Source organism: Pseudochryseolinea flava (genome assembly GCF_003286915.1).
Lineage (GTDB): Bacteria > Bacteroidota > Bacteroidia > Cytophagales > Cyclobacteriaceae > Ohtaekwangia > Ohtaekwangia flava.
Genome location: NZ_QMFY01000012.1, coordinates 131,752 through 146,685, shown reverse-complemented (window position 1 = coordinate 146,685; position 14,934 = coordinate 131,752). Strand labels below are relative to the sequence as shown.

Below are 14,934 nucleotides of genomic sequence, written 5' to 3'. Positions count from 1 at the left end.
CATCATCAACACACGAAAGTTAAATTTAGTTTAAACAACGAAGCAAGGCGATCTGCAAACAATTGCCGATCGCCTTACAACGGAATGGCTACTCGTCCTTTAATGTCGCGATGAAAGCGACAACATCACGAATTTCTTTTTTCGTTAACAGCAGTCTCATCGGCGGCATGCTCGACATGGCGTTTTTGCGATTGCTGATATCAGTCTTCGTTACTACTGTATCAGGTTTATCGCCGAATTTCAGCCTTAATGTCGTTGCTGTTTCCTCTTGCAAAATAGCGCTTACACTTTTTCCGTTCTTCAAGCCGAGTGTTACCATTCCATACCCCGGGGCAAGGCGTGCGCTAGGGTCTATCAAAGCTTGCAGTAACTGCTCACGGGACAATTTATTTGCAACGCCGTTCAAGCGTGGACCAGCGTTTCCACCATGATCACCCAATGAATGACAGCGAATACATTGTGCCGTTTGATGACTATAAAATATCCGTCCACCCTTATCAGCATCTCCGCCCCATAAAGCGCCTGCATAAGCAGCGGCTAGCGTATCGGTAGATGATTTCGATATGATATCCTTCAGTTTTGTTTTTAGCGTAGCGTTACCAACGTTATCCAACGCTTCAGCAAGTTCAAGCTGAACTTCAGAGGGTAATTTTTTCTGCTCAAGTTGAACGAGTAATTTTTCAAACACCGGTGTGGTGTGTTGCGCCGGAAGACTTCCCAGTGTTAATAAAGCTGCTTGTTTTTCCTCGACCGTTTTGGTGTTGATCACTTGCGACAGCAACGACACCATCAGATCATGTGCAAGCTCCATTTTCGGAAGAAGGTCTAACGCCGTAACACGAACATTCTTTTCTTTGTCCGCCAGGCCGGCTTTGATGGCGTCGCCGATATTCGTTGCGCCAATAGCGGCAAGCGACTTCAACGCTTCTTCTCTCACACGCGCATCTTTATCTGTCTTGAGGATTGTGAGCAACTTATCGCTCGCCAGCGCAATCTTCAACTTACCTGTGGCTTTTACCGCTGCAAGTCGAACCGTTGCATCTTTGTTCGTTGAAAGGGTAATCAACGCAGCAGAGGACTTACTTTTTACAGGACCATCATCGCGTTTTATTTCACCGCGATACCTTCCATCGACACGATCCACCACGGAAGGTTTGCTCCAGGTACTTAGTGCAGCCAACGCTTCGGCGCGCATGGCGGCGGGCGCGTCTTCGCGCGCGGCATAGCTGATCAGATTTTGCATCGCTTCATCTGTTCCAACTCTAAGATTTGCGTTGATCGCTCTTCTCACCAAAGGCTCGCCGTTAAATTTTGTAGCTTTTAAAAGATTACCCAATGCCGGGAGTGCTGGCAAAATGGAAAGGTCGTCATTAATTCCGCGGGCGGCCTCAGTAACGATATATTCATTTTGATCATTCAGGAAATTCTGAATGCCTTCGTGCTGCATTCTTCTCAACGCTAACACAGCCCCAAGTCGCACGGCATTACTTGCATGTGTAGTCAATGCCGTTAACGGCTCCGGCTTATTGATTCTCGCGAGCGCTAGACTTGCGGCATGTCTGATGTAAGCATCTTCATCATTGTTTGCAGCAAGCAGGTCTATCAATGGCGTAATGGCCTTTTCATACGCTGTTCTTCCTAAAGCTTCTGCTGCAAAGAAACGAGCACGACTGTACTCATCTTTCAGGAGCGCGGTTAACGCATCGCCGGCACCAGCGTAGCGAACTTCGCCAATCCAACGTGCTGCCTGAGCGCGAATTTCTGGATCATTATCCTTTAACAATGGAATGAGTAAGGCGGCATGCTCGAGATTTTTCTGCGCAAGCTGGCTGATACCCCAAATCGCATGTACTCTCGCAAGCTGATGCTTTGTTTGTGCCACGTTAGCTTTAAATATTTTGAGGCCCTCATCGCCGCGTTTCGCTAATGCAAATTGTGATTTTTGGCGAACACGCATGTCATCATGCTTGAGCAATTCGCTGAGTTGATCGTCACCGTAATCAGAAAAATCTGCATTGAGAATTGCTTTGACTTTACTTCTCAATAATGTATCGGGTTTATCGACGTCGAGTTTCCAAATACGGCCATGATCCTTTGTGTCCCAACCATCAATCCAGTCAGCAACGTACATCGCGCCATCTGGGCCCCAGTCCATTCCTGTTGCTAACACACCACCAAGAACCTTTTTGCTTTCGCCTAGCTCAAACGTTGCGCCCTTTGGTTTCAACGTGAAACCGTGAATGCCAGATTGCGCTGGATTCCCCACAAACTCTGCAATAAAAAAGTGATTCTTCCATTCTGGTCCCCACGCGGTACCCGGATTATAAAGCATACCTGTAGGACCATTCACATAATTGGCAATGGCCGGCGTGATGTAGGCAGCTTGTCCATCCCAGCGTGGCTTGTAAAGCTTTTCATCCATCCACACCTTGTAGGTATTGTTGTCAGGGTCGCGATATTTTCCAAATTGCCAATTAATTCTCCATCCGATGTCTGCACCATTTACAACGTAGACAATACGCTCACTCTCGCCAGGGTGATCACCATCGTTGTCTTCACTAATCATGTTTCCGTATTCATCGAATACAAACTCGTGCGTATTTCTATTGCCATACGCGAAAACCTCAAAGTCACTTCCATCAGGATTGGCGCGCACGATTACACCACTGTTGGGATGTTCCCATTTTTTTCCATCGGCGTCAACACCGTTAAAACCAATATCGCCGATTTGCCAATAAATTTTTCCATCAGGTCCAACTTCAACACCAGACATTCCGTGACCGCTAAAACCTACGTGAATTCCATAGCCGTGAGACAAAGACGTCTTTTCATCAGCAACACCATCGTTGTCGTTGTCTTTTAGTTTCCAAAGGTCTGGTCCTATAGCCACAAAAAGATCATCTTCATGTTTTGCAATACCACCTGCAGCGTCAGTGACTTCATCATGAAAATCTTCAATCACAAGTTGACTGAAATCAGCAAGGCCATCACCATTTGTATCTTCAAGACGGAACACTTGCTCTTTCTCGACAGTCATATCTCTCCAATCATGAGAGCCGTCTTTGTTTAGGTCACCAAGCCACTTATTCTTTTCACTATTCTCCGGTGAAAGTACGCGATGAAGAAAGGCACGCTTATCTTCGATGGTTTGAAGTTTTATCGATTCGATTTCCCAATCTTGGTGTCCTCGAATATCAAATTCTGAATGTTTTTGTCGGATGATTCTCGTGTAAAATAAATTGCCCTGATCATCGATATCAATCGACACAGGATCGCCCATTAAAGAATCTACGGCCCACGCGCGCAATGTAAGACCTGGTGCTAGCTGAGGTGACACAACAGATTCAACCTGCTTAGCCATAGCCGCCACCTTCTCTGGCTGGAATTGTTTTACATTTTTAACACGTGCTTCTTTTTGTTGACAACTGAAAACTAAAAATGCGCACGCTAACAAGAGCGAAGCAAAATGTGTCCGCTTAGAAAAATTGATCATCGGGATTTTGGTGAAAAGTTTTGATATGATTTAAGCGTTTTTTTGGGTCATGTTATTGAGGCTTCGCAAGTGGGATGGTAAAACAAAAAGTCGTTCCTTGGTGAACCTTAGATGTTACCCATATCTTCCCACCCATTTCCTCCACGAATTCTTTACACATCGGAAGACCTAGCCCTGTTCCCTTCTCACCACGTGTACCGTCCGTCCTATTGCGTTCTGTCCAAGAGAAAATTCCATTCTGACGATGCTCGTCGATACCGACACCAGAGTCGGAAATATTTACTTCAAGCGCCCCGCCCAAATCGAGCGAGTTGATACTTAATGTACCGCGCTCGGTATACTTATTGGCATTCAAAAGAAGATTGCGAATAACAAACTCCATGCGATTTCGGTCAGCCATGATCACATGATTAGCGTTGATGTTATTCACAATTTGATTCTTCTTGGCTTCAAAAATCTGCGCGTGGGCATTTAAGATGTTTTGTACAACGACTTGTAGATTGAGTCGCTGTGCATTGTTGAACTTTCCTTCAATCTGAGACTTTGCCCAATGCAAAAGATTTAACAATAAGTTACTCGAGGTATCGAGCATCTGCCGCATACGCGGGATGAGTTCTTTATACTCTTCTAAAGAAAGGTCGTAGCGTTCTGCAAGATAGAGCAAGCCCTCAATAGAATTGATTGGCCCACGAAGATCATGGCCAATGATAGAAAGCAAGCGATTATGCATTTCATGAATGCGATGCAATTCGATGTTCTTCTTTCGAAGCTCAAACATATTCATCACTTGATCGCGCAATACACGAAGGGCAAAATACTGATGTCTTGAGAGCTCTTTCGGCTTTCGATCAATGACACAAAGCGTTCCGAGTTTATAGCCGCCATGCGTAATCAGAGGCATCCCGGCGTAGAAGCGAATATCAGGGTTATTTGTTACATAGGGATTATCGTAAAAACGATCATCCTTAGTCGCATCCGTCACGACCATAATATCATCTTGTAAGATGGCATGTGCGCAAAAAGCAACATCGCGTGGTGTCTCAGAATCCTCTATTCCTTTTCGGGCTTTAAACCATTGCCGCTGATCGTCAACAAGAGTGATCGTTGAAATCGGCACATCACATATAAATGAAGCAAGCTCGACGATTTCGTCGTACATATTTTCTGCGGCGGAATCTAGGATGGCATATTCATCCAACGCCAGCAGTCGTTCTTTTTCATCCTTCGGGATGGGCGCGTGCTTCATAATGACTCGTACGGTCCTAGTCAAAATTATAAAAAAGGTAAGGTTTACACTAATTTATCAACATTAAGTTGCCAACCGATCAAGCTTGCTTTCCGAGAAAAGCAGACAAACTACACGCTTCAGGTACAATATTTTTAGGAGTCTGTACAAAACAAAGCGTTATGAAAGTAATTATGTTATCGATTCTCCTCCTGGGTTGTTGCGCAGCTTTTGCACAAGAAAAGAAGACAAGCAAGGGCCACGGCACTGATAAACACACGCCCGCCAACAAGGACTACGACAAGACGGTTTCGAAGGAGTCTGGAAAAATGCAAATCAGAAAATCAGGCAACAACACGAATGGACTCGCCGACACGACGCGCACGTTAACAGGCCCCGAACAGAATACAATGAATCGCGCCGCCGATTTCAGTGCGAGCAGCAGCGGCTCACCGAGTACACCGGCAAACAACGACGGTCTTCTCCCCGATGGCACGAACACGACACAACGTGCATCTTATAATATGGCTGGTTCGCCAATTCCTTCCAGTCGTCGATTGATTGAACCTGCAGAAAAGAAAGAGGTAGCCGTTGAAGAACCGAAGCGGAAAACTAAAAAGAAGCGTTAACTGGAAAATGAAGAGCGGATGAGCGATACAAATTACGTATAGCCCATCCGTTAGTATTTATCGACCTTCGGTTACACCTTTCCACTGGTCCGTTCTGAACGGTGCCGCTGGAAGGTCTTCGTTGTTGTATAGGTTGGCGTCATCAGGATTGTTACCCCATGCGTAACGCACCGCCACCGGGTTTGCTACCTTGTCGCTGTAGACCACAATGTTATCCCCTTCGATACTTGCTTTAGCCCATACAAATTTTTTATCTGCACCGGCTATCGCGAAACCTCTTACATAGCCATACTTGTCTTTCGTCTTTAAACCACTACCCTTTTCAGAAAAAGACAAGATGATTTTATTCCCTTCAACTTTCATCGATTGGTATCGCGGTCCTGAGTAAACGATGTTCTTGTTGTACGAATTTTTCAGTGCTGCCAGGGCTAGACGATACCCCACATCTTGTTTATTTCGCGGGTGAATATCGAACGCTTCGCCAATGTCGATGATGACAGCTTGCCCCGTATTTGGAACGGAAAGGGTCATGTCCTGAGCCTCGCGCAACTCAGCCCAATCGCTATCGACCGGTGTTGCCGATGGCTCCATGAAGTTTGCAAGCTGTACCCAATAGAATGCAAACGAATCATTCCAATGTTTGCGCCAATCATTGATCAAAGTCGGCAGCAATGTACGGTATCGATATGCTTGGTACGTGTTGGCTTCGCCTTGATACCAAATGGCTCCCTTAATACTATAGGAGATCAGCGGCGCCACCATCGCGTTGTACAACTGAGAAGGAAATTCATTTGGTCCAATAAATTTCACACCGTATTGTGACGTTGTCACAGACTCTTTGTACTTCCATTCGCCTGCTAGTGATATGGTTTTTCCGTCGATATCTACAAAAAGTTGTTCGGGTTTACCATGTAGTCCGCCACCGCCTTGGTTGTCGATTACTTTGATGGTGATAGTGTTTGTCCCAGCCACGAGCGTTCCAGCAGGAACTTCATAGCGACGATCTTTATTCCACTCCACTTCACGGCCAATTTGTTTTCCGTTAACATAGGTAACATCTTCATCGTCGATTGGCCCGAGACTAAGTGTTGCATTCTTAGCAATCATATCGGCAGTCGCTTGAAAATCTTTTTTGAACCAGATAATGCCGTCGGTATTACCAATAGAAGTTTGTTCCCATGCCTTTGGAAGCTCCACTGTTTTCCAATCGCTGGCTTTGTAGTTGGAGTCGAACCATTTTTCAGCAACCCCCTTTTCATTCAGCAACGCAGCCTTGTATTGCGCTTGTTTCTCGTGTTGTTGAGACGCCATCTTTTCGAACGCTTCCGGCGTGATATCCTTATACGCTTCGTCCTTCGACATCACATCCCAACTAATCCAAGTCTGAATGTTTGTTCCACCCCAAGATGTGCTGATGAGTCCGATAGGAACATTCAGATCTTTGTTGAGTTTCCGTCCAAAGAAGTAAGCTACGGCTGAAAAATCAGCGAGTGTTTGTGGGCTACATACGAGCCATTGTCCGGTCACATCTTCCTTTGGCTTATAACTCACGGCTTTTTCAACCGTAAAGAATCTAATATTTGGATAGTTCGCTTCGGCTACTTCCTTTGCCGAGTTGTTTGTATTCTTTATAGTCCACTCCATATTTGACTGGCCACTGCAAATCCAAACGTCGCCGATCAGAACATTTTTCAGTGAGACGTTATTTGCTTTTCCGGCAATTTTCATTTCAAAGGGACCGCCAAATGCCATCGGCTTTAACGAGACAATCCAGTGTCCTGACTTGTCGGTTTTTACTTTGACCGTTTGACCATTGAAGGATACCGAAACGTTCTCGCCAGCATCTGCCCATCCCCATACTTTCACAGCTTTGTCGCGCTGTAACACCATGTTATCCGTAAATATTTGGGGTAGCGTAACTTTCGCGAAAGAAGAAACTGAAAGGGTTAAAGTGGTCAGAAATAGTAGGAAGGAAAATCTTTTCATGACATTACGTTGTGTTTAAGATTGCTGCATAAAGGCACAGTGAGCCGTGCAAATTCGTGTTAATATACTACGGCACATTAAAAAAGCTAAATCGGTTTTACGAGAACGGCAGGATAAACGCGACGTGTCCGCCCACACAGATAATGTAAAGACAAAAAAAAAGGGGACCGACACCCATTTGCCGGCCCCCAACTCCCAAAAATCCAATTTACTCCACGACTACTCTTTTTGATATCACACTATTGCCCTCGGTGATTGACACCACATATAATCCAGGCGCGATGTCTTTCATAGCGATCAATACTTCTTGAACACCGCGTGCAACGGCGACAGACTTTTGCAATACCGTTTTGCTGTTCACATCAAGAATTTCAATTTTCACTTCTCCCGCTCGATTAAAATATTTTCTAATCTTCAAAAGATCTTTCGCGGCCGTTACCGGATTAGGGAAAAGTGAAAGTTCTGCTTCCGTTTCTATCTCTTCTACGGCGGCAGCTTCGCGCGCATTATTGTTAACACGATCGAATCGCCACAACTGGCAATCTCCGCCCCACCAAGTCCATTGCTTTATGTTGGCACCATTGGCGGTTGAGCAATTGTCGACATCAACGACAAGACCACTGTGCTTAGCAACGATTCGATAATAACCATTGCTTACTGGTTCGATCGCGAATCGTTGGCAATCGCCGCCAAGCCATGGCCATTGATGAATATTTGCTCCTGCGGTTGTTGAACATCCGGCAACGTCTAACACTTTACCGCTGTGTTGTGCTACAAGTCTGAAATATCCATCGCCAGTAGATTCTACGCTCCAGCGTTGACAGTTACCGCCAAGCCACATCCATTGATGAACATTGGCACCGTCGGCGGTTGAACACCCCGACACGTCAAGTACTTTGTCACTAACTTTGGAAACGATGCGATACACACCTGCAGTGATGGGCTGCTGTGCTTGCAACTCCAATTGCCATTGCTGCGGATCTCCGCCGAGCCATTCCCATTGTTGAATGTTCGTGCCATCGGCAACATTTCCCCCAGATAGATCGAGCACCTTTCCACTGTGTCGTGCGATGATACGATAGTAACCATTGCTGGTAGGTTCTACTTTCCATTGCTGACACGTAGCACCATTGGGCGCCCACTGCGCGACATTCGCGCCGTTGTTCTGAGAACCACCGACAACTTCCATTGCTAGTCCTCCTTGCAACGACGTGATCGTGTAGTACCCATCGCCTGTCGCTTGAAAATGCCACTTCTGACAATCGCCACCAAGCCAAGACCATTGATGAACGTTCGCACCTAAATCCGGAGAACATCCAGCAACGTCTACAACTTTACCTGACGCCTTCGAAATCATTCGATAGATTCCGTTGGCAATTGGTGTACCCGTTGCCAACGACGATTCACCAGCAGGTGCTTGCAATACCAAGCCTGTTTTAATCGGCACACCGAAGTTTGGCGTACCATCAGCATTCCAGGTAATTTTCTGAGCACGATCTGTTCGTGTATTGTCGCATGCGCCTGCCCCTACCGTTGTAGCATGATACATAAACCAGTCGTCGACACCATTTGGTGATTTAAAGAAACCATGATGCCCAGGGCCAAAAGCTTGCACTGCATCGTTTCTTTCAAACACAGCACTCGGGTGTTTTGTCCATGAAGACGCGACCATTGGATTAGCGTTATCGTTCATCGAGAGCATCCCTAATTTATAGTCAGGTGTCCAGCAACCATTCGCCGAATACACCATAAACACTTTGCCGTTCTTCTTTAATATTTCCGGACCTTCATTTACCGCGCCGTTATTTTCCCATGGCAGGCTTGGACTGGTTAATAAAGTGCGGCCAGGCACAAGCGTCCACGCATTGCTCATGCGCGCGATGTAGATACGTTGCGGCTTATCGCCATCTTGTGGCGCTGCTACGCCGGACCAAATGAAATAGTTGATGTTATTTAGGGAGAGCACCGTTCCGTCGATAGCCCAGAAGTCAGCGTTTGAATCAAAAATTCTTCCGCGATTCGTCCACGTACCCGTGAGTGGATCTGCAGCTGAATTCTCGATTACAAAAGTGCGTTGTCCTGAAAGCGACGAACTCTCTGCCGCGGTATAGTAGATATACCACTTATTGTCGAGTCGATGTAACTCGGGCGCCCAATAGTTACAACAAGGCCCTCCTTGCTGTGGCGTAAATACTACTTGCAGTGGCGCAGATTTAAGTCCTTGGAGTGTTGCCGCTTTTTTTAGTCCAACATTTCCGCCTGTTGTTCCTGTGAGATAATAAAAACCATTGTGATAGACGACAAATGGATCTGCGAGATCGGCTACAGGATTTGAAAAAGTTTGCGCGTTGGTCTGCACATGCATACAGACCAACAGACACAAAATTCCGATTGTGCTTCGAATAATAGAGAGGGTTTTCATTTAGTTTGGTTTAAGGTTGTGGTTTCTTCGTCCACTCCTCTAGAAACTTAATGAAGTAACCACCCACAACACTGCGCGCTTGAAATCCTACCTGCTTTCCATCCGTTGTTTCATGCCAGTCACTGAGGGGAACGCGTGTAGGGGTCTCCGTTGCGAACTTATACATCGGCTTGACCAATGCTTCGAAGTCTGCAGGATTTGATGCAAGTGTTGCCGTCCAGATAGTCCAATCAGATTTTGTATAGGACTTTCTGCTATCGAGTGGTAATCCAAAAGCATTTTGTTTCTTGAGGTAGTACGAAATTTCTTTTGCGTACACATCTTGTGGGAATAGATTCAACTGAAGTAATTTATCCCACACCATATTGTATTTCTGGCTCCATGTGCCAGGTCTTCCGAAGGCCAACGTGAAGTGATCGCCGTCACCCGCTGTTGTGATCCAACGCTCGGCAAAATCTTTTGCAATCTTCTGGTATTTTACGGCAGTCTCTTTTTCACCCAGTATTTCCGCGAGCATAGCATAACCACCAATACCAACAATTGCTTTTAGCGAGAGGTTTGCATTTCGCGCCAGGTGACCTGCAAAGTCATCTGTACACAATTGATTGGCCGGATCGAATCCATCTTGCTCTAAAAACTTTACCCATTGTGTTAACGTCGTCCAATGTTTTTTCGCATAGTCAGCATTACCTTCGGCACGCGCAATCGCAGCAGTAAGGATGATCATATTACCGGCTTCTTCTACAGGCATATCTTCACCATATACTTGACCATTCGCGAGTGGATAAGTTCCCAGATCGTGCGCAGCCCAAGGTTTTGTCCATTTTCCACTTTCGCTGTAATAGAAAATTCCATTGAGCATACCTTTTAACAAATCTGGATTGTATACCAGGAACAATGGCGCCGACGGGTAAGTAACGTCAACGGTGTTGATACAACCATTGCTATAATTCTCTTTCGAGAGGAATAGAATTTCCCCCTGCGGACTCTTTACAAGTTTATGCGCCGAGATTGCTTGACGATATGCAAGGACGCATAGATCAGCATATGTTTTTCCGCCAGCCGTTACAGCCTTACTGTACATTGATGTATTGAAGGCCTCACACTTTTTGATCACATCGCTGTATTCTCTCGCTGCCGTTTCCAATAGTTGGTCAAAGCTTACATCGCCATTGTTCTTCCACCATGGTTTGAGGTTCGTTTCAAAATATTGAATTGAAAACACATCATCGTAACCAATTAAGAAGAGTTGTTCTTTTGGCGTAGCACCAACTTTTCCAAACGTTACTTTGGTAGAAAGAATCAACTGCTTTCCTGAATTTACAGCAGTTGCTTTCCCTGTTGTTACTGCAGCGGTGGCGTCCTGCGATGCAATAATTGTTTGTGCTACTGATGACGAAGCCGCTACGGCAACATGAACATATCCCCAATCAATTCGAAGATCATCACCTTTCTTTTGAAGCGTCGGCTGCTGTGTTGAGCCTGCTTGCAATATTGAAAGATTATTTGCCGTGTATTGTTTGGCAGTAACTTCTTGCGAAGGAACGTTTACGGCTAACGCTGTCGACGCCTGAAAATAGACATCAACATCGTGCTGCGCCTGATCATTCGATTTTACTTTGTAGGAGACATACGTCACCGGACGCGCTAAAAGATTGAGGTCACTCATCAGTAGTGGCGACGTAAAGGTGAGCGTTACATCAGCCTTTCCGCAGGTGAATTCATAAATCGTCTGCGTGGCGTTAATCGTAACATTCTTCTGCTCTCCAAGCAAAACATTGTTTTCTTTTTTCGGTGCTTTCTCATTCGCCATCCCAACATCCACCCAAGCGCCGCCAGCGGTGTTCTCCACATGAATAGCAAAAACATTTTTACCTTTTTTCAAGAGCTTTTTTGTTTTTGCATCCATTGGAAAGTGTTGCATTTTATTCAACCATCCAACATGGCTATAGATTTTTTCGCCATTGAGATAAACTTCCGCATTGTCATCGTGTTGAAGTTTTAAGAAAGGATTTTCGAAGTCAATTCGATCGAGCGTAAATTCACGACGTACCCAGATATGTCGGCTTGTCCATTTTGTTTTATGAACGGAGGAATTATCTCCAAATGGCGCACCACCTGTCTTCCACGATGCATCGTTGAAGTTGGCGGCGAACCAATTGTCTGCAGGTTTCCCTTCCGTGTACTTTGCTTCATACGCTTGATCATCTGATGCAGGCACTACCGATTCAAAAGCTGTTTCAGGACTTCCGAGGATACGATATGTTTTTCCATCAACTTTGACGAATCCCATGATTGATTGATCCGATCCTGTCCAATGCTTGGTTGGCGTCGCATTGAGTTTATCTGTAGTAGACCACACACTGAAATAAGGATCGTGGGTAATTAAAGGATAAGCAGGCGCTTTGTGAACTTGTGCGCATGCTAATGACGAACCGAGTAGTGAAAGAAAAACGAAAAAGTAAAGTTTAGTTTGTTTGATCATGAATATAACTATTTAGAAAAACGCTCCACATCACAAGAAGAATCTCGGCAGCATGATATACATGCTGCCAAAGTTCTTGTTTAAAGTGAACTTAGAATTCGATTTTTTGTACGGGGGTGTAGATCAAATCTTCGACACCTGCAACTTTTACGGCGACGATTGCATAGACATATTGCTGCGCGGGAACTATGTTCGGAATGTTAACCTCAAGGTTTACGTCATCCAAGTCAGCGATGCTACCACCGCTGATTGTTGCTTCTCCTCCCGCAAGCTTCACACCTTTAGACACGAACCGAGTTTTATTGATATAAAGAGCTGCGTATTCAATATCTTTTGCGTTAGCATCCGTAATAACCTTATCGATTGAAAAGTTTACTGATATCTTAGATGATGCGGTACTAAACGTAGCACTGTGCGGAATATAATATGGCCTTACTTCGATATCCATTTCGGTACTACCACGCAATGTTAGTGCAATCGTATCGGATTGTGTTACGTCATTTGTAAGCTTCATAAAAGGTCCGTCATTCTGTGGAATCACCACTTTGTAATCGCCGTTGAATAGCAGGGCGGAGAATGATCCGTCAGGTTCTATAGCAACATTGATTGGTGCTTTTGTTTTCCAACCATCCTCCCAAAGCTGAAGACGAACTTGTCCCTTTTCAACATTGATCGCCTGTCCATTATACACAATGCGTCCGGTGAGTTTTTTGCTTGGCGCATCGTAATTATCAAGTTCACCACATGATGCCAATGCAGCGAGCAAAGATGCACCAATGAAATATTGTTTAAAGATTTTCATAACCTAGTGATTAGGGTTTCTTACAATTTTAGGATTTGCGCCTGCCACGTTGTCGGCGATATAAGAATAGTAATTACCCAAGCGAAAGCGGTGGGTGTTTGTGACACGACCTGGCTTTACTACTTTATAAATAAACTTGCCGTGGTTCGCTTCCCCTGGATCATGAATTTTATAAGGGATTAAACCATATACTTGAGTACTTGGTGTTGTCGCATCTTCAAGATTAGTTGGAAGTCCAGTGTTGGAGCCATCCCAAACGACGTGTGCAATTCTCCAACGTTTCATATCCCAGAGCTGATGACCTTCGAATGCAAGTTCAACGCGACGTTCATGTACGATCCGATCGAACGTAATATCACTCTCTTGAAGAGGCGTAATCAGTCCAGCTCTCGCGCGTACTTGATTCATATAGTCTGCAGCCACATTCAGTTGTCCGAGTTCGAAAGCAGCTTCGGCAGCATTAAGCAAAACTTCTGCGTAACGATATCGCACCCACCAAACCTCACTCTGCGTTCCGATCTGACCTGCACCAACCGTTGGGTCAAGGTGCTTACGAATGTAAAATCCTGTTTGTGCTGTAAATTCAAGACCATCTATAGGTCCATCTTTACCAACAACCTGTACTTGTGGCCCTCCTTCTTCAAGCTGTTTTGTTTGCCCACGTGTGTCGCCAGTTACAATGGCACCATTGTTCATTACTAATCCTGCCCAGATGTCAACTTCTTTTCCTTTAAAAGTCGAGCCAGGGAAAATGATCGTTCCTGCGAGGCGTGCATCGCGACCTGCAAAAATATCTTCCGCATTATCATACACAATGGGATCTCCACCACCATCAACAATCTCAAATGGAGCAAAGGTATTATCCAATAACTCGAATTGCTGTGCAAGGTTGAGTGATGGATTTAGACGTCCACCTGTTGTACCTTCTTCCGAAAGAGAAATTGGAGTATTATCCAAAGTCCATCCATTCACTTTACCGCTTTTCAATTTGTAATCATTTACAAAAATGACCTCTGGATTGTTTGCCTTGTCGAGGAAGATATTAGCAAAATTATCCGAAAGATCCGGCTTCTTATTGTAAAGACTATATCCCGACATCTCTTGAACCGCGTCCAATACTTTTTGATAGTATGCGTCCGCCTTGTCAGCAGGAATGCCAACTTCTCCATTGGGAAGCGTTACTTGTGGTGTCGTTGTCCCATACTTCGCGATAGAACCTGCGTACAAAGCGGCTCTCGCTTTCACTGCTAACGCTAATCCCTTTGTTGCTCGCGACTTCGTATTAGGATCGTCAGGCAACATAGTTTTGATCGCATCCATTTCGCTGATAATGAAATCATACATTTCAGATTCTTTAGCGCGTGGATATTGCAAGTATGAGGCATCGCCACTGAAATCGTAGGTAAGCGGTTCAAGAATTAAAGGCACGCCCCCCATCCTTTTTGTCATTTCAAAAAAGAGCGCGGAACGAAGGAACCTCACCTCAGCTTCAAATCTTTTGCGCACCGGTTCTTCCAGATCTTCAGCCTGCGCAATTTTCTGAAGGAATACGTTCATTTCTCTCAGATATCCATACTCGGCTCTCCCCCACATTCCCCACCAGTCATATCCGTAGTCCTGAAACTGATGACGCCAGTAATCGCCAAATGCTGATGCAAATGCTTCGTCAAAATTTGTGTATTCCCACCAGTTTGTCAGCGATTGATATTCGGGGTATCGGTTATAAAAACCACCGACGACAGAAAGTACAAGTTTTTCGTCCTTGAACACATCGTCATCCAATAGAATATCCTTTGGTTCTTTATTCATGAATTCTTCATCCTTACATGCGGTTGTAGCAATACACAGCATCATGACGAGAAGGAAAATATATTTTTTCATAAGTTGATGCA

8 protein-coding genes are annotated in these 14,934 nt (G+C 45.1%); 1 reads left to right on the top strand and 7 read right to left on the bottom strand.

The window, feature by feature from the left end:
- Positions 1-88 precede the first annotated feature (88 nt).
- Entirely contained in the window at positions 89-3,493 is a 3,405-nt protein-coding gene (locus DQQ10_RS20365; RefSeq protein WP_112748767.1) for a HEAT repeat domain-containing protein, read from the bottom strand.
- Between the two features lie 52 nt (positions 3,494-3,545).
- Positions 3,546-4,739: a GAF domain-containing sensor histidine kinase gene (locus tag DQQ10_RS20360; protein ID WP_112748766.1), complete on the bottom strand. Its 1,194-nt coding sequence runs from the start codon at positions 4,737-4,739 to the stop codon at positions 3,546-3,548.
- Between the two features lie 161 nt (positions 4,740-4,900).
- On the opposite strand from DQQ10_RS20360, the gene DQQ10_RS20355 reads away from it, so the two are divergent.
- Positions 4,901-5,347 carry a hypothetical protein gene (locus tag DQQ10_RS20355; protein ID WP_112748765.1) on the top strand — a complete coding sequence of 149 codons (447 nt, stop codon included), beginning with the start codon at positions 4,901-4,903 and terminating at the stop codon, positions 5,345-5,347.
- A 57-nt stretch (positions 5,348-5,404) separates the two neighbouring features.
- Here the strand turns inward: DQQ10_RS20355 and DQQ10_RS20350 are convergent, their stop codons facing one another.
- From DQQ10_RS20350 to DQQ10_RS20330, 5 genes are all read right to left on the bottom strand, one after another.
- The gene (locus DQQ10_RS20350; RefSeq protein ID WP_112748764.1) at positions 5,405-7,333 is read right to left on the bottom strand and encodes a sialate O-acetylesterase; all 1,929 of its coding nucleotides are present in this window, start codon (positions 7,331-7,333) and stop codon (positions 5,405-5,407) included.
- Positions 7,334-7,541: 208 nt separating this feature from the next.
- Positions 7,542-9,755 carry an RICIN domain-containing protein gene (locus DQQ10_RS20345; protein ID WP_112748763.1) on the bottom strand — a complete coding sequence of 738 codons (2,214 nt, stop codon included), beginning with the start codon at positions 9,753-9,755 and terminating at the stop codon, positions 7,542-7,544.
- Positions 9,756-9,765: 10 nt separating this feature from the next.
- Positions 9,766-12,240 (bottom strand): glutaminase family protein, encoded by a 2,475-nt coding sequence (locus DQQ10_RS20340; RefSeq protein WP_112748762.1) that lies wholly within the window; start codon positions 12,238-12,240, stop codon positions 9,766-9,768.
- A 91-nt stretch (positions 12,241-12,331) separates the two neighbouring features.
- Positions 12,332-13,042 carry a DUF3823 domain-containing protein gene (locus DQQ10_RS20335; protein WP_112748761.1) on the bottom strand — a complete coding sequence of 237 codons (711 nt, stop codon included), beginning with the start codon at positions 13,040-13,042 and terminating at the stop codon, positions 12,332-12,334.
- Positions 13,043-13,045: 3 nt separating this feature from the next.
- Complete coding sequence (locus DQQ10_RS20330) at positions 13,046-14,923, bottom strand: RagB/SusD family nutrient uptake outer membrane protein (RefSeq protein ID WP_112748802.1); 1,878 nt, start codon at positions 14,921-14,923, stop codon at positions 13,046-13,048.
- Positions 14,924-14,934: the final 11 nt, after the last annotated feature.